Raw genomic sequence first — 16060 nt, 5'->3', positions numbered from 1 at the left:
CAAAAAATGAATTTTTGTGATTAAAATAAACAATGTTATTTTTTAATATTTGGTTACTTTTTTCATAATTTTCTTCCTCATACCCCTTATAACTTACATGTGTAAATAAATCTTAATTTTATCACAAAAAACTGATAAACAGACAAATAACACCCAATTATTATCATTTTAATCAAAATATATCATGTAAGATTTCATAACAGATGCATTTTTAACCTAAAAACCTCACAATCACTTACTTAACTAAGCAAGTACTAATACATCCTTTTTTTCAACATTACCGTTAATAAAGCTGAACCTAATTACTACTTAACTCGCTAAAAAGATGAAAAAGATTTTAATATTATTATTCCTGATTTTTATTACAAAATTATCATTATTTGCCCAAACTTACTCAGTTTCAAGTTCAGCCTCAGGTTACATATATATAGGAACTAAAGGAAGTTTATCTCATTTTGTTGATGATGATGGTAACTCATTACCTTCTTGGAATGGAGGATACAATATTAGAATACAATCTGGAAAAAACGTTTATATCGGAAATAACTTATTTGATCCAGATGTAGTAATTGATACTTTATTTGTTGATGGTACTTTAAACAATACTGCCTACAGAACAACTTGTCATTTTGGTACTATCATAGTATCAGGATCAGGTAATTTTAATGCAGATAACCATTCAAGTGGTCGTTTGTATGTTAATGTACAAGATATTGTCTTAGAAGAAGGAGCAGAATTTTCAGTACCTTCTGTTGGATCTAACGGATATTCAGGTCTGACATGGTCAGGTGGTATTTCTGTTGATGATAATGTTACCATAAATACTAATGGTGCATCAAACAACCTAATTAGTTCTGCTCAAATCAACGCTTTACCTGGTTCAAACCCGAAATCTGTAGTACAAGGTACAATAGATGCACTACCTTCGAATACTAGTTCTGTTGTATTAACAGGAAATACAGCTATTTCAGCTGACTTATCTAGTAGCACTTTCGACATTTACACAGAAGGAAACGACTTAGTATTAACTAATACAATCAGTTCAACAGTTACTTTACACTTAGACAGTAATTCTGATGATGCTGTGCAACCAACTGTAGATTTAACTTTTACAATTGATGCTGCAGGTAGTGTAACTATTGCTTCAGGTGAAAATAGAGTGAGATCATTAACGATGAATACAACGAGTACTTCTGGAATATCTATTGTAAATTCTTTAGAGATTTTCAATACTTCATACAATACAAGTGCATTGTCTTTACAAAACGGAATATTGACTACCACTACAGTTAACTTATTAAGTATGAATGAATACTCTTTTGTAAATAACGCTAACTATTCATGGACAACTTATGCTTCTGGAGGTTCTGATGCTTCACATATTAATGGACCTTTAGCAAAAGACATTAATTATACTACCGCGTTACAAACTGCTTTAGGTATCGTGGCCAATAATTTCCATTTGATGTACCCTGTAGGTAACGGTACTAAATTAAGAGAAGCTGGAGTTGCTAGTTTCACATCTAATTCAAGTGTTACTTTTAGAGTAGCTTATCATGATGCTTCGCACACTGTTCAAACTATCGACCCTATGGCGACTGTTTCAGCAGTAAGTGCTCTAGAATATTGGGATGTAGATAGAACATCAGGTTCTTCAGTTGCTTCTGTTTTATTAACTTATGATGATGAGAGTGGAGTTGATAATGTTTACGCTCATGATTTAGAAGTTATGCACTTTGATGGTACACATTGGGAATCACAAGGTTTAGCTGCTAATACTACTGCAAGTAATAATCACGGTATCCTTTTATCTACCTCTGCTTCAAGTTTCTCTCCATTCACTTTAGGAGGTGGAGATGATCATGACTTACCCGTTGAATTAGTTACTTTCCATGGTACTATTAATGATAACGACGAAGTTGAATTATACTGGGAAACTGCTACTGAGTTAAACAATAGTCATTTTGAAATTGAAGCTTCTTCAGATGGTAGAAACTATTCTAAAATTGGTGAAGTTGATGGTAACGGTAATTCAAGTGTACTTATTGAATATGACTTTGTGGTTAACCATAAGCAGTCAACTAAATTCAAAAAGTATAGATTAAAGCAAGTAGATTTTGATGGTGCTTTTGAATACTCAAACATTGTAAACATCGATACTCATCAATTAATACATGGTACAGAATTATCGATTTACCCTGTACCTGCTCACGGAACAATACATGCTCAGATTACATCTGACGAAGATTTAGAAAACTCAAAAGCAGTTATATTAAATTCTATGGGGGTGACGGTTAAATCATTAGATATGCACCATATGGATACCATCAATATTAACGATTTACAGGATGGTGTGTATTACTTAAGTATTTCAACGATTCAAGGACATAAAGAAGTAAAAAGATTTATAGTACATAATTAATCTATAAAAGCGAGGGTTCAAGCCATTCCTAAAGGAGTGGCTTTTTTATACAAAAAAAGTCATCTTATATTAAAAGTAATAAAAGATGACTTACTGTTTTTGATGTTAATTTGACTACTAATTCTGTAATCTTAAAGTATTAAATTTGACACAAATGTTTTCTTTTTGACACTAGTAGAAAACCTTAATTAATTTGTTGATTATATATTTTTGATAGTTCTTCGATGGATATCCCCAAAAGGTTCATCGTTTTGAAAAACCTTGGAATATCATTTTTCATGAATTCAGCTTTTGAAAACTGCTGTACTACTGATGTGGCATTTTCTGAAATAAAATACCCTATCCCTCTCTTGTTAAAGATCACCCCATCATCTTGTAATGAACTGTAGGATCTTGCTACAGTATTGGGGTTCACTTCCAATTCAACAGCCATTTGTCTTACCGAGGGAATTTTATCTCCTTCACTCCAATTGCCTTTCAAAACTTTTTCGCAAATGAGATCAATAATCTGAAGATAAATGGCCTTATTATTATTAAACTCCATATTATACTTGGGCTTTTTTAAATTTAAAATAAGAGGCTGTCCACAAGCCCAACACAATTACAATACTCACTGCATTAGAAATATATTGTAATGTTCCTTGCATACTCGATCCATCAAATTGAAAGCTATGAGAGAAATTCTCAGCGGCTCCACTTAAAGAATATCCAACTAATGCTAGTATAATAACACCTGAGATAAATAAAACCGTGATTAGACCAAAACCTAAAACACATGTCTTTAAAAAGGCATACTTTCTAAAAATTGATGATCCAAAAAAGAAGAAAGCATGTACTGAAGCATAAGTAATAAATAGGTAAACTACTCCTTCTACTCCTTGATTTAAAGAGATGGGTAAGAATACTCCTATACTACCTCCAAGTACAGACCAAATACCAAAAATGATATATTCTACTATAATAAATACAAGGGTTAATCCGAATGGAAAAAGGATAGCTGTATTTAAAAAGGTCACTAAAAATTTTTCTTCTCTTGAGGCAGGTAAGGAAAGATAATTTATGGCTCCCCCTTTTGTTGATATTCTATGGAAAGAAAAACTTGTAATAATTGGCACTCCAAAAGTAAATGCTAAAGAATAGATTGCAATCAGCGTTTGCTCATTGACAACCCATGTTGGATCTGTTGTACTTGCCAGTGCACAGATGGCAAAAATGAACAAAGCAAATCCTAAAATTGATAATGAAAGTGGCTGTTTAAGTAAAACTAATTCGTACTTAAATAAATTTGCTATTCTTTGTAAGTTAAATTTTGATTCCATGACACTAGTATTTTATTTGTTGAGTTGGTAAGGCTTGATTCATTTTAGTTTTCTCGGTAAGTACCGCATTGAATAATAATTCAAGATTAATTCTACTTGGTTCTCCAGAGTGGTTCATTGCAACAACTTTATCTTCTGCAACGCCATTTTCTACGTAAATAACATCAGATGCTTCTACTTTTTCTGCTGTAGTGAATAATAGCTTTTCTGAGATTGTCTCCAATGTTTCATTAAAGACTACTTTACCATTATCAACAATTACGATAGGATCAATCAAGCTCTCTAAATCTCTTACCTGATGGGTAGAAATTAAAAACACTCTATCGTCTGACATATATTTAGCAACTAATTTTCTAAACTGACTTTTTGATGGAATATCAAGGCCATTCGTAGGCTCATCCATTAAAAGTAATCTTGTATTTGATGCTAAACCTATAGAAATGATCACCTTTTTCTTCTGACCATAAGACATATTATTCATCTTTTGATCCTCAGATAATCCAAATTCTGTTATCATCTCTATAAAATGTTGATGATTAAATTTTGGATAAAAAGGTGATAATACTGAGATGTAATCTGATACCGTAATGTTAGGGAAAGTCATTTCTTCAGGAATAAAGAATACTTCTCTCAAAAATTCTGCTGACCCATGATCTGCTTCATGACCACCAACATTAATTGATCCACTTAATGGTTTTTTTAGACCAGCAATCAACATTAATAAAGTTGATTTACCTGCTCCATTTTCCCCTAAAAGACCATATATATTCCCTTCCTTTAACTGTAAGTCTAAGGCATCATATAAAATATTTCGTTTTGTATACCCAAAGGTTAATTGATTGATTTCGATCATTTTATTAATGTTTTAGTGTATTAACCAACTATTACACTACAACATTAATTCAATAATGCTTTATTTCCAAATTTTCATTGATTTTTTTTACAAATGACTTAAAAATTAACAATCGTTTACTTTGAGCATTAGAAATAAGATTTTTTAAAAGCTGTTTTGTTGATATTCTTGAGATTACAAAAAATATCCATTATATTAGCGAGCTTATATTAAAGTATTCGATTACAAATTTATATATATCAATGCCGAACGCATCTCTAATTACACGTGATTTATCCGATATGACTAAGGATACTAAAAACATCTATGAGTCAATCGTTATTACAGGAAAACGTTCAAGACAAATTTCATCTAGATTGAAAGATGAATTGAACGCAAAGTTGTCAGAGTTCGCTACAACTGTAGATAACCTTGAAGAAGTTCAAGAAAACCGTGAGCAGATTGAGATTTCACGTTTCTACGAGCGTATGCCAAAGCCAACAACTCTTGCTACAGAGGAGTTGATCGAAGACAAGATCTTTTTTACAAAAGTTGATGAGTCTAATTACTAAAAAGACACTTCTCTTTTGAAATTGGAACTTCCTATACTATGAAAGTAGAATAGGAAGTTCTTTTTTTTTAAATTTACTTCTCTTATAAATCAAAACTTCAAATGAGCGATAAATTAAAAGGAAAAAAGATTCTGATAGGCGTTACTGGCGGTATAGCTGCCTATAAAATTGCCTTATTAGTAAGGTTATTAAAAAAGCAAAAAGCAGAAGTACAGGTCATCATGACCGAAGCTTCCAAACAGTTTATTACACCCGTAACTTTATCTACCCTCTCGGAAAACCCCGTTTTATCTACTTATGCTAATGAAGAAACAGGAGAATGGAACTCTCATGTGAAACTTGGTTTATGGGCAGATTTAATGATTATTGCACCAGCTACTGCTAACACAATGGCTAAAATGGCCAACGGTATGTGCGACAACCTTTTAATGGCTACCTACCTATCGGCAAGATGCCCTGTTATGGTTGCTCCTGCTATGGATTTAGACATGTATCTTCACCCAAGTACAACGAAGAATATTGATTTATTAACTTCATATGGACATATCATCGTTGATGCAGAAGAAGGAGAACTTGCTAGTGGTTTAATTGGCAAAGGTAGAATGGCTGAGCCAGAACATATTATTGAAGCTATTGAAAACTTCTTTACTCCTGCAGAAAACCTCCCTCTTTATGGTAAAAAAGCACTGATAACGGCTGGACCAACAAAAGAAAGAATTGACCCTGTACGTTTTATTACAAACGGGTCGACGGGTAAAATGGGGTACGCAATTGCTGAAGAATTAAAAAAGCAAGGTGCTGAGGTCACTCTTATTTCCGGACCTGTCTTACTTCAACCTTCTCCTCAAATTAATAAAATTGATGTAGAATCTGCCGAAGACATGTATCAAGCTGTCGATCAACATTTCGATGAGGCTGACATCAGTATTTTCACTGCTGCAGTAGCAGATTATACTCCTTCCGTTGTTTCTGATTCAAAAATAAAGAAAAAAGAAGGTGACTTGGCTATCTCAATGAAACGTACTATCGATATTGCTAAAACAATGGGTCAGCGTAAAAAAGCAAATCAAATTACGGTAGGTTTTGCTTTAGAAACTGACAACGAGCTTGAATATGCAAAAGCCAAATTAATTAAGAAAAATGTGGATTTTGTGGTCTTAAATAGCTTAAAAGAAAAAGGAGCTGGTTTTGGTCACGACACCAATAAAGTATATATTGTATCTGAAAAAGAGACGAAAGAGTTGCCATTACTTTCTAAAGTAGAAGTAGCCACTCATATCGTTAATGAAATTATTGAGAGAAAAGACTAGTCTTTTCTAAACAAAACAAACATGAAGTCAACCCTTATTTTTTTAAGTGTATTACTCCTACCGCTTATCGGGTTTTCACAAGAATTCAATGCGAATATTACTGTGAATGGAGAAAGGGTACAAACCAACGAAACACAGATCTTTACTGAACTTCAAAATCAGTTACAGCAGTTTATGCTTAACCAAGAATGGACTGATGATCGTTTTGAAGACAACGAAAAGATCAAGCTGAATATACAAATTACATTAGGTAATAATTCTGATGTGACCAATCAATCGTATCAAGCAGATGTACAAATTCAATCTACACGACCTGTTTACAACGCTTCTTACGAAAGTACACTCATCAATTTCTTAGATCCAAAATGGTCTTTTACTTATAATAATTCAGACCGATTAGTCTATACTAGAGGAATCTATACTACTGAGATTGTTTCTCTATTAAGTTTCTATTCCTATATAGTATTAGGAATGGATTACGATTCTTTTTCTTTATTAGGAGGAACTCAGTACTACGAAAAGGCATTAGAAATCGCTAATTATTCTGAACAGAATGGGAGACCTGGCTGGAGTGCATTCGGTGATAAAAGAGATAGATACTATTTAGCAAGGGATTTCATGGATCCTCAATTCGAAAATTTCAGAAAGTTTTTATATACATATCACCGTCTTGGTTTAGATATTTTTAATGAAACTCCTGATGAGGCAAGACTAAACATTATTCAGGGATTAAACCAGCTTAAAGGGGTAAGAAAAGCTATTCCTATATCAGTAACAATGGATGTTTTCTTTGCTGCAAAAGGAGGTGAGATTGCCAACATTTTTGCTAAAGGCACTAAAGAACAGGCCGACGAAGTGGGTAAAATATTATTAGAATTAGATCCCTCAAGAGCTCAGATTTATAAGAAACTTTTAACTCCCTAAAGATTAAATACTTTAAGAATTTATATCATTACATTCAAGCTTTAAGCCTTGATGTAGCCCTTGGTGCCATTTTTTGTTGTCAGTTTTTGGCAATAATCAATGGCATTGTACTTCCCTACCCAGTTTTTATATCATTGGGTACCGCCGTTTGGGTTATTTATACATTAGATCACTTATTAGACGCCCATTCAATCCAACATACAGCACATACGTTTAGACATGCCTTTCATCAAAGGCACAAGAAAAAAATTGGCCTTCTTTGTCTCTTCATTGGTGCTATAAGTCTATTGAATACGTTTTTATTTTTACCCGACAATATCATCAAAAATGGTATGATTCTCTCCATTATTGTATTATGCTATTTAGGGATCATCAATATTAAACTACTCCCATTTCCTACATTTAAAGAATTTACGGTTGCCCTAATTTACACATCAGGTATAGCACTCCCCGTTGTGAGTTCAATAGACACCCTACATCCATCATTAATTATACAAATTGCTTTATTTTTAGTCTTAGCCTCTATAAATCTTTTAGAATTTGCTCTTTTCGATTTTGAATCTGACACTAAAGACAACCAACCTTCTGGCACAAGAGTACTTGGCTATCACGGTTTAAAAAGAAGAATTCAAGTATTAATTGTTCTTTTTATTTTACTTATGATGAGTGCCATTTATGTATATGAAATGGATAAACTCATACTTCTTACCTTCTTTACTATGGGAGCCTCATTAATTCTAATTTACGCCAGGTCTGATTTTTTTAGTAAGGATGAATATTTCAGAATTTTTGGTGATTTCGCCTTTTTATTCCCCGGAATCTATTTGATAATCAACCATTATTCTTGATGAGAAAAAATCAATTTGATTATATCGCTAAAATATATGACAAGTTAGCCTATCTAGTATTTGGCAATAAGATCACATATATCCAACAAAGAACATTTTATCGACTTCCAAAAGAGAAAAAGGTTTTGATAATTGGTGGAGGTACAGGTAAAATCATCCCGTACATAGAAGAACAACTTCAACCCAATAGTCTAACCTTTTTAGACTATTCTTCTACCATGATTCAATTAGCACAACAAGTCCCATACAAAGGAGACATACATTACATTAATGATTCTTACACAAGTTTATTCAAGCAAAAAGAAACCTATGACATTATTATTACGAACTTCTTTTTAGACGTACTCCCTTCTAAAGCTTTGGATACATTTGTTAATGATGTAAATAAACTATTAAATGACAATGGATATTGGGTAGTTTCTGATTTCAGAATTGATCCTCACCCAAGAAAAAAGCTACTTCATACATCATTACATCAATTAATGGTATTATTTTTTAAGATCACAGCAAATTTAGAAAACACTCAATTACCCAATTACATTCAAGTAATTGATGCTACAAAAAAGTATAAAAAAAGAGCCATAAAATATGCCTACTTTGACATGATGTTTACTGCTCTTTATTCAAAATTATAAAGTCTTTTTAAAGAAGTTGAAATTTAACTATCGACTTCTGACTACCTTGGATCACGTGTAAAATAAACATACCACGACCCCATGTAGATGAAATTTTAGTCACTTGCTTATCAGAATTTGAATGATGTACAATTTGACCTACTTCATTAAAAATCACTATTTCATAAGGATTATTATTATTTACCCTTACATTAATATGCTGACCTGCATATTGAGGCACTGGATATACTGAAGCTTTCAATAATGTAGACTCATCATAAAAATGAACTTGTATTGGTCCAAAATACTCATATTCACCATCAAAATCGACTTGACGCAAACGGTAATACCCAACACCTGATCTATATTCTGAATCTAAATAATTATAATTAATTTTTACGTTACTGAATCCTGCAGCTTCAATCCTAGAGATTGTCACCCAATTATTATTATCTAGCGAAAATTCCACATCAAAATAATCACTATTTATTTCAGTGGCTGTAGCCCAATATAACTCTGTACCAAAATTCGTTAACTCAGAACTAAAATAAATTAATTCTACTGGTAAGTCATCATCGCAAGATGGAATATCTTCAAAAGGCATTGGTAAACTTGCATTCTCATTAATAAATTGTTTATTATCCATACATGAGAAATCATACTCCTCCCATACGATAGTTGGAGCAAACTCTACCTGATCATTGATAAAATGCATTTGCCATCCATAAGAATCAATGATTAAATCACCAGATAATTTAAAAAGATTATAGGTGGTCCACTCAGAACCATCTACCTCTAATTCCCCTCCATCTATTGTAACTTCATTATTTTGAAGAAAATCAACATCACTAATCTTGATATTACAATTTTCCATGACAAATGTACTGTTATTCAGTACAGAGCCACCCACAAATATCACTTGACAGTCTTTTAAATTAAAAGTGCTATTTATAGTAAAATCTGAAGCTTCAACCCTAACAACTTTCCCTGTATGTTCAACAGGGGAATTAATCACATTATTTTCATCATTATAAATTATTGGTTCACTCTTTTCAACCACTTGAGAATAAGTCGTAAGAGATAATAACATCAATAAAAAATAAAATAGAATTTGTTTAGTATATTTATTTATAAAAAAAATCGTACTCATATAGTTTAATTCACATGGTGTACATGCTTATATCACTAGATGAATACGATCACCGTATAAATAGTATTTTTAACAAATTTTATTAAAATCGAAGCGATTTAAAGTGACTCTTTGTTACTTGAACCTCTCTATCCCTATCAATTACATAAGAACGGTATTTAAAACTTAGACTATCTCCTTTTACTACCAAATGATACTCCTCATTATTATATTCTTCCATAAGAATACCATCTAAGGTAAATGTATCATCATTAATTGTAATATTTTGATCTGAAGGGATCTTCCACAATACTTTTTCTCCGTTTCTTATAGAATCTGCAACAATAAAAGACCATGTAAAACTATCGTAAGGGTGTACTACTATTCTTCTATTAGACGGTTGATATTCTATAAAGCCCTCAAATTTCTGAGAATGTATTGGTGTAGTATCGTTTGGTTTGGCAAAGTAATCTACATTTGATTCATAAATAAAATTACCTCTCTCAGGTGATCCATCTTCAATATCTCCACCCAAAATTTCACTCCCACAACTAGTAGCAAAAATTGACAACGCTAATAGTAAAATTGACTGATATATATATTTCATTATCCTCCGAATTTAAAGCCACAAATTAGTTGAACAGACTGGTTATAAAGTTTATCATCATCAAAAGTGATATCGACAAGCCCTCTGTAGTATCTCCATTCTAAAAAGAATACATTCATTGCAGCACCAATACCAGCTGACACACCAAAGTCACCACCTTTGTAGAGATTTCCGACATCAGAATAATCAGAAAAAACGTTTCCTTCTCTTCTTTGCGCACTTAATATAGCTGACCCATAAATACCACCTTTAACATAGATATTCTCTGTTAGGTAATAATTAGCATAAACAGGAAAATTAAAGTACAATATCGATTCAGTAAAATTGACATTCTCCTCAGAATACCCCAACTCATGCCAATAACCCGAATACTGAACTTTTTGTCCCGCTGATTTAAACTGAGCATTAAAATCTACAGACCAATTATTATTAAGAAAGAAATTGAATTTTAAACCAAAGTCAAAACCTGTTCTTGCTCTAGTTCTTTCATTATCATAAGTTAATTCTGTTTTTAACTCAGGAATCCCCCCCTTTGGAAAGGACCAAGAAGGACCAAAGTAAAATCCCCATTCATGGTTTCTTTGAGTCTGTTTTGTTTCATAAGACCTTTGTTCTTGATAAACTTGATCTCCACCGTTTGAGTTATTCTGTTGAGTTCCTTCTTCTGGTTTGAGTTCTTGAGAGAAAGCAAACATAGAAAATAAAAGAAAACAGCTCAGCATTAATGCTTTTGGTCTCATTAATTTGAATTTTTTAGTAATAAAAATTGTGTAGTAAAAATTAGTCATTAAAAAGTAATTGATTAAATAGTCCTATAAATCTAATTAACTTTTGTATTGATGTCGAAAAAAAGTATTTTGGAGAATACACCATAAACACACACTATGCTTACAGTAAACCTCAACGACAAATGCTTTTCTATTAATAAAGACAAACAATCTTTAATTATTGACAACAGGAAGGTCGATTTTCATTTAAAAAAAACACATCACAATGTTTACCAAGTTACTTATAACAATTCAACTTTTGATATCGAAATTATCAATAAAGATGAAGAATATAAAGCTACTACATTAAAAATAAATGGAAAAACTGTTGAAGTTCAAGGAAAATCTTCTTTAGATGCTATGCTCGAAAAGCTTGGGATGAATCAAAAAGTAGAACATGAAGAAAAACATATTCAAGCTCCAATGCCAGGTAAAGTAGTTGATATTTTATGTAAAGAAGGGCAACATGTGCAAAAAGGAGATAGTTTAATCATACTTGAGGCCATGAAAATGGAGAATGTACTTAAAGCTCCCTCAGATGGAGTGATTGAAAAAATATTTACTTCAACAAATACATCCGTAGAAAAGAATCAAACATTAATTGATATGGAAACGGAATAAAAAAAGAGGTTGTCCCATTTTGTTATGAGACAACCTCTTTTTATCTGATTTTGATTTATATTATTTCTTGAAAAAGCGTTCTGTTTTATTATCGTAGTTAACAAAATAATAACGCCCTCCATTTAATGCGGTACAATCTACCTGATTATCATTTCCAGTTAAAACTACTTTACCGTATTGATCAAGTATTTCAAAACGTACTGGCCTTGTAAAAGATAATAACTTAGTCACTCTATTCGGGTAGAACCTCACTTGTTCTGAAGAAGATTCATGAGATAAAACTTCTGAGTTATATACTTTACCAGTAATCTCTATATATTTTAACTTGTACTTATTGACACCAGAATGGTGCAATACTTTATAATGATACTTATTGATTCGTTCATCGCTTTTACCTTGAACGATCATATCTTCTACCCAATTATTATGTTCATAACGTAAAATCATAAAACTGCCTTCAGCAGCTTCCCCTGATGTCTCCCATTCCAAACCTTCTTCAGTAACATCCAATTCTATAAATTGAAAATGTCCCTTATCTCTAATTGCATTAGGATTTAAGATCCTTGGTACACAATCATTAGAGTGGAATAAAATCACAGAAATATGATCCCCTTTTTGAATATGATTTAATTCAATTTCAAATGCAGAGGCATTGGGTAACTTTTGCATATCACTGTTGTTGATAAGCACTTTATTTATACAAAAAGAGCCATCTTGTAACATAGGATTCTCTACATAAAGATTAGAGCCTTTGTATACACCTGTAACAATCATTTCACCATCTTGAGCAAAAGTTATAGTCGAAATAAAGATGAAAAAAAGAGCAAAATGAAGTCTTCTGTTGATTAAAATCAATGTATCCTTGATCATAAGAGTTGGATAATTAATTCAATTTTAAGTTAGTAAAAGGGTGTTTATTAAAATCAATTCTTAAAACGAATTTCAAAATTTGATTACACCAAAATTATTAAAACAATATTAACTATTATTTACCTTAAACTAAAATTAGAGGGAAACATTTTTTTGGCAAATCACACTAAGTTGATGAAGTAACTACAAATTATCCTATTAGTTTCTGTTACCTAAGATGTATTTCTGAAAACTACACTAATTAATATGATTATTATATGTTGGAATATATCATAAACTATTCATTATTAATAAAGATAAATAAAAGAGATAGATGAATTATCTTTACTACCTTTGCACTTTGCGCTGCAATTAGAAAAAATTTAGATATGGGATTAACTTTCGAATTATCGCACAAAGACCCTCAAACAAAGGCACGTGCAGGTAAAATTACCACCGAACATGGTGAAATAAAAACACCTATATTCATGCCTGTTGGTACAGCTGGAACTGTAAAAGCGGTACATCAACGTGAATTAAAGGAAGATATAAATGCTGAAATTATACTAGGAAACACCTACCACCTTTATTTAAGACCAGGAGTGGAAATTCTTGAAAAAGCTGGTGGCCTACATAAATTTAACGGTTGGGACCGTCCAATTCTAACGGATAGTGGAGGATACCAAGTATTTTCATTAGCAAACAATAGAAAAATTAAAGAAGAGGGAGTAACTTTTCGTTCTCACATCGATGGCTCAAAACACTTGTTCACTCCAGAAAAAGTGATGGACATCGAAAGAACAATTGGTGCTGACATTATCATGGCTTTTGATGAATGTCCTCCTTACCCATCTGATTATACCTATGCTAAAAATTCTATGCACCTTACCCACCGTTGGTTACAAAGATGTGTAGATAGGCTAGACGAAACAGAACCAAAATATGGTTATCATCAAGCACTATTCCCTATTGTACAAGGTTCTACATATAGAGATTTAAGAACTCAATCGGCAGAAAAAATTGCTTCTTTTGAGTGTGAAGGTAATGCTATCGGTGGTCTTTCTGTTGGTGAACCCGCAGAAATGATGTATGAACATACTGAACTTGTTTGTAGTATTCTTCCTGAAGATAAACCAAGGTATTTAATGGGTGTAGGTACTCCTGCTAATATTCTTGAAAACATTGCACTAGGTGTTGATATGTTTGATTGTGTGATGCCTACAAGACAAGCTAGACATGGTATGGTCTTTACAACACAAGGTATCATGAACCTTAAAAATAAAAAATGGGAAGACGATTATACTCCATTGGATGCTCAATTAGGTGGATATGCAAGTACTTTCTATTCTAAAGCTTACTTAAGACACCTTTTCAAAGCTGGTGAAGCTTTAGGTGGTATGATTGCTAGTGTTCACAACTTAACTTTCTATTTATGGTTAGTTAGAGAGGCTAGACAACATATTATTGATGGTGATTTTAGAGAGTGGAAAAATGCTATTATCCCAACTTTAATGCAGAGATTGTAATATTTACAACAAATTAGAATAACAATTCTTGCGAGAAAGAGTTATTTTGTAGGACATGAAAGCAATTTCATGTCCTACATTTTTATAAAGAAAAACCTGCCACCCATGATGAAGCCCTCTCATTTCACTTTCCTATTACTCCTATTATTATTCTCCTGTCAGTCACATAAAAACATTTATATTGATCCTAACCAACCTAAATTCGATACTTTAGATCAAACAAGGATGTTTTTTAAAAATGTCCGAGCCTCTTATTACGATATTATCGATGCTGATCAAGCTACTGATGATATACAAATCTATCAAATTAGTAAATCAGTAGAAGATTCGACAAAAGCGATCATACAATTACATATTGTTTTCCACGAAAAAACGCAAAATGCATATATCATGCTTTCACCAAACAACACATTCGATGGTTATATGCATTATAAAGTAAAGTGGACGGATAGTTCTGGCTTTTGGGATGAAATCAGATACCAACAAGGAGGCATGAAAGAACAGTTTACTTTTGTGACAGAAATATACAATGCCCTAAAAAAAGATGGTGTACAATTTGAAATCACTTTTGGAGATAAAACGATGTCATTTTTATCTACAAAAAAAGAAAGAGAAGCTTTCAGAATAACCTTGGTTGATTATTACAGGTTAGTCGCTCTTTTTTAACCAATTATTCTACCTAATTTCTAGATATAAAGCACTATTATTGATAGATCTCCTTTTATTACCCATCTCATCAACTATAATGTAATCAGCTAAATACTAGCAAATTAGAATTTATTTAGTTTGAAAAAACAAACAAATCTTAATAAATTGGCGATTATTTGTTTTGGCAATGTTTTTATAGTTATTTGCGAAAATTTTACATTATCAATACTACGAGAATATAATATATGACAGAAAAAGTTTTTGGTAAAACATTAGCCCCTGAAAATGACCCAATGGGAAGTGGAATTTCTGCTTTTTTCGATTCGAACAATGAAGATCTTTGTGTAAAGGTCTATTCTGATTTTAGCGAGCCTGATGACATTCCAGTCCCCCTTCTTTTTAGAGAAGAAAAAGACATGCCTGAGATAGAAGTTCTCGCACTAGACAAGTGTAGAGGAAAAATTCTAGATGTTGGTGCTGGAGCAGGATCACATGCTCTTGCCCTTCAAAAAAGAGGTGAGGATGTTACAGCTATGGATATATCTATGCTAGCTTGTAATACCATGAAAAAAAGGGGAATTAATAAAGTTATTGCTGGAGACATCTACCACTACGATGGACCTAAGTTCGACTCTCTTTTGATGTTGATGAATGGAATTGGTCTAGTAGGTACTTTAGATGGTTTAGCCGACTTTTTATTAAAAGCCAAAACTTTTCTAAATGAAGGAGGTCAATTGATTTTTGACTCTTCTGATATCATCCACTTATTTGAAGACGAAGACGGTTCTTACCTCATCGATCTCACCGCAGAATATTATGGACAGATTCAGTATTGGATGGAGTTTAAAGACATCAAAGGTCCTGAATTTGATTGGTTATACGTGAGCTATCCTGTTTTAGAAGAATATGCCGCCACTGCTGGTTACGATATAGAACTCCTACAAGTCGGAGATTTAAATCACTACTTAGTGTCCTTAACATTAAGAAATGATTAAAAAATAAAAAATCATCAGTAGTCTATTTTATATAGGCTATTTTTATACACCATGATTTATTTTTAATCAAACCTACC

At 32.3% G+C, this 16060-nt stretch carries 17 protein-coding genes; 10 read left to right on the top strand and 7 right to left on the bottom strand.

The annotated features are described in order from the left end of the window. Nucleotides 1-325: 325 nt before the first annotated feature. Nucleotides 326-2422 (top strand): T9SS type A sorting domain-containing protein, encoded by a 2097-nt coding sequence (locus NH26_RS19385; RefSeq protein ID WP_052432209.1) that lies wholly within the window; start codon nucleotides 326-328, stop codon nucleotides 2420-2422. A gap of 184 nt (nucleotides 2423-2606) precedes the next feature. Here NH26_RS19385 and NH26_RS19380 read toward each other — a convergent pair whose 3' ends face one another. The 3 genes from NH26_RS19380 to NH26_RS19370 are packed head-to-tail and all read right to left on the bottom strand — an operon-like array spanning nucleotide 2607 to nucleotide 4594. Further along, the gene (locus NH26_RS19380; protein WP_044227160.1) at nucleotides 2607-2966 is read right to left on the bottom strand and encodes a GntR family transcriptional regulator; all 360 of its coding nucleotides are present in this window, start codon (nucleotides 2964-2966) and stop codon (nucleotides 2607-2609) included. 1 nt (nucleotide 2967) lies between these two features. After that, a complete protein-coding gene (locus NH26_RS19375) occupies nucleotides 2968-3741 on the bottom strand; it encodes a hypothetical protein (RefSeq protein WP_044227159.1) in 774 nt (257 codons plus the stop codon). A gap of 4 nt (nucleotides 3742-3745) precedes the next feature. Then, complete coding sequence (locus tag NH26_RS19370) at nucleotides 3746-4594, bottom strand: ABC transporter ATP-binding protein (protein WP_044227157.1); 849 nt, start codon at nucleotides 4592-4594, stop codon at nucleotides 3746-3748. Nucleotides 4595-4836: 242 nt separating this feature from the next. Between NH26_RS19370 and NH26_RS19365 the strand changes: the two genes are divergently transcribed. The 5 genes from NH26_RS19365 to NH26_RS19345 all read left to right on the top strand — a co-directional run bounded on the left by NH26_RS19365 (nucleotide 4837) and on the right by NH26_RS19345 (nucleotide 8862). After that, complete coding sequence (locus NH26_RS19365) at nucleotides 4837-5145, top strand: DNA-directed RNA polymerase subunit omega (RefSeq protein ID WP_044227155.1); 309 nt, start codon at nucleotides 4837-4839, stop codon at nucleotides 5143-5145. Nucleotides 5146-5246: 101 nt separating this feature from the next. After that, nucleotides 5247-6455, top strand: coding sequence for a bifunctional phosphopantothenoylcysteine decarboxylase/phosphopantothenate--cysteine ligase CoaBC (gene coaBC / locus NH26_RS19360; protein ID WP_044227152.1), 1209 nt, complete (start codon nucleotides 5247-5249; stop codon nucleotides 6453-6455). A gap of 21 nt (nucleotides 6456-6476) precedes the next feature. Beyond that, entirely contained in the window at nucleotides 6477-7379 is a 903-nt protein-coding gene (gene porD, locus NH26_RS19355; protein ID WP_044227150.1) for a type IX secretion system protein PorD, read from the top strand. An 86-nt stretch (nucleotides 7380-7465) separates the two neighbouring features. Continuing rightward, entirely contained in the window at nucleotides 7466-8227 is a 762-nt protein-coding gene (locus tag NH26_RS19350; RefSeq protein WP_044227148.1) for a hypothetical protein, read from the top strand. Next, nucleotides 8227-8862 carry a class I SAM-dependent methyltransferase gene (locus NH26_RS19345; RefSeq protein ID WP_044227145.1) on the top strand — a complete coding sequence of 212 codons (636 nt, stop codon included), beginning with the start codon at nucleotides 8227-8229 and terminating at the stop codon, nucleotides 8860-8862. The genes NH26_RS19350 and NH26_RS19345 overlap by 1 nt, the downstream gene beginning before the upstream one ends. Before the next feature lie 7 nt (nucleotides 8863-8869). Here the strand turns inward: NH26_RS19345 and NH26_RS19340 are convergent, their stop codons facing one another. The 3 genes from NH26_RS19340 to NH26_RS19330 all read right to left on the bottom strand — a co-directional run bounded on the left by NH26_RS19340 (nucleotide 8870) and on the right by NH26_RS19330 (nucleotide 11317). After that, a complete protein-coding gene (locus NH26_RS19340) occupies nucleotides 8870-9991 on the bottom strand; it encodes a T9SS type A sorting domain-containing protein (protein ID WP_084812249.1) in 1122 nt (373 codons plus the stop codon). Between the two features lie 82 nt (nucleotides 9992-10073). Next, nucleotides 10074-10577, bottom strand: coding sequence for a hypothetical protein (locus NH26_RS19335; RefSeq protein ID WP_044227140.1), 504 nt, complete (start codon nucleotides 10575-10577; stop codon nucleotides 10074-10076). Next, entirely contained in the window at nucleotides 10577-11317 is a 741-nt protein-coding gene (locus tag NH26_RS19330) for an outer membrane beta-barrel protein (RefSeq protein ID WP_158021968.1), read from the bottom strand. The genes NH26_RS19335 and NH26_RS19330 overlap by 1 nt, the downstream gene beginning before the upstream one ends. A 144-nt stretch (nucleotides 11318-11461) precedes the next feature. Here NH26_RS19330 and NH26_RS19325 point away from each other — a divergent pair, with 144 nt between their 5' ends. Continuing rightward, nucleotides 11462-11965 carry an acetyl-CoA carboxylase biotin carboxyl carrier protein subunit gene (locus NH26_RS19325; protein ID WP_044227134.1) on the top strand — a complete coding sequence of 168 codons (504 nt, stop codon included), beginning with the start codon at nucleotides 11462-11464 and terminating at the stop codon, nucleotides 11963-11965. A 60-nt stretch (nucleotides 11966-12025) separates the two neighbouring features. Here the strand turns inward: NH26_RS19325 and NH26_RS19320 are convergent, their stop codons facing one another. Continuing rightward, nucleotides 12026-12835, bottom strand: coding sequence for a hypothetical protein (locus NH26_RS19320; protein ID WP_044227132.1), 810 nt, complete (start codon nucleotides 12833-12835; stop codon nucleotides 12026-12028). Nucleotides 12836-13203: 368 nt separating this feature from the next. On the opposite strand from NH26_RS19320, the gene tgt reads away from it, so the two are divergent. The 3 genes from tgt to NH26_RS19305 all read left to right on the top strand — a co-directional run bounded on the left by tgt (nucleotide 13204) and on the right by NH26_RS19305 (nucleotide 15983). Beyond that, nucleotides 13204-14340: a tRNA guanosine(34) transglycosylase Tgt gene (tgt, locus tag NH26_RS19315; RefSeq protein ID WP_044227129.1), complete on the top strand. Its 1137-nt coding sequence runs from the start codon at nucleotides 13204-13206 to the stop codon at nucleotides 14338-14340. A 69-nt stretch (nucleotides 14341-14409) separates the two neighbouring features. Next, nucleotides 14410-15006, top strand: coding sequence for a hypothetical protein (locus tag NH26_RS19310; protein ID WP_199880251.1), 597 nt, complete (start codon nucleotides 14410-14412; stop codon nucleotides 15004-15006). A 227-nt stretch (nucleotides 15007-15233) separates the two neighbouring features. After that, on the top strand, nucleotides 15234-15983 hold the full coding sequence (locus tag NH26_RS19305) for a class I SAM-dependent methyltransferase (protein WP_044227123.1): 750 nt from the start codon (nucleotides 15234-15236) through the stop codon (nucleotides 15981-15983). Nucleotides 15984-16060: the final 77 nt, after the last annotated feature.

It is taken from the genome of Flammeovirga pacifica (genome assembly GCF_000807855.2).
Taxonomy (GTDB): Bacteria; Bacteroidota; Bacteroidia; order Cytophagales; family Flammeovirgaceae; genus Flammeovirga; species Flammeovirga pacifica.
The sequence above is the reverse complement of the archived record's forward strand: the minus strand, read 5'-3'. Positions and strand labels throughout refer to the sequence as shown.

Bases quoted from the DNA above. Each gene is read 5' to 3' on its own strand.
- porD (WP_044227150.1), top strand. From the start codon at position 6,477: ATGAAGTCAACCCTTATTTTTTTAAGTGTATTACTCCTACCGCTTATC.
- NH26_RS19380 (WP_044227160.1), bottom strand. From the start codon at position 2,966: ATGGAGTTTAATAATAATAAGGCCATTTATCTTCAGATTATTGATCTC.
- NH26_RS19320 (WP_044227132.1), bottom strand. From the start codon at position 12,835: ATGATCAAGGATACATTGATTTTAATCAACAGAAGACTTCATTTTGCT.
- NH26_RS19385 (WP_052432209.1), top strand. From the start codon at position 326: ATGAAAAAGATTTTAATATTATTATTCCTGATTTTTATTACAAAATTA.
- NH26_RS19335 (WP_044227140.1), bottom strand. From the start codon at position 10,577: ATGAAATATATATATCAGTCAATTTTACTATTAGCGTTGTCAATTTTT.
- NH26_RS19340 (WP_084812249.1), bottom strand. From the start codon at position 9,991: ATGAGTACGATTTTTTTTATAAATAAATATACTAAACAAATTCTATTT.
- NH26_RS19310 (WP_199880251.1), top strand. From the start codon at position 14,410: ATGTCCTACATTTTTATAAAGAAAAACCTGCCACCCATGATGAAGCCC.
- tgt (WP_044227129.1), top strand. From the start codon at position 13,204: ATGGGATTAACTTTCGAATTATCGCACAAAGACCCTCAAACAAAGGCA.
- NH26_RS19375 (WP_044227159.1), bottom strand. From the start codon at position 3,741: ATGGAATCAAAATTTAACTTACAAAGAATAGCAAATTTATTTAAGTAC.
- NH26_RS19325 (WP_044227134.1), top strand. From the start codon at position 11,462: ATGCTTACAGTAAACCTCAACGACAAATGCTTTTCTATTAATAAAGAC.
- NH26_RS19305 (WP_044227123.1), top strand. From the start codon at position 15,234: ATGACAGAAAAAGTTTTTGGTAAAACATTAGCCCCTGAAAATGACCCA.
- NH26_RS19370 (WP_044227157.1), bottom strand. From the start codon at position 4,594: ATGATCGAAATCAATCAATTAACCTTTGGGTATACAAAACGAAATATT.
- NH26_RS19345 (WP_044227145.1), top strand. From the start codon at position 8,227: ATGAGAAAAAATCAATTTGATTATATCGCTAAAATATATGACAAGTTA.
- NH26_RS19365 (WP_044227155.1), top strand. From the start codon at position 4,837: ATGCCGAACGCATCTCTAATTACACGTGATTTATCCGATATGACTAAG.
- NH26_RS19330 (WP_158021968.1), bottom strand. From the start codon at position 11,317: ATGAGACCAAAAGCATTAATGCTGAGCTGTTTTCTTTTATTTTCTATG.
- coaBC (WP_044227152.1), top strand. From the start codon at position 5,247: ATGAGCGATAAATTAAAAGGAAAAAAGATTCTGATAGGCGTTACTGGC.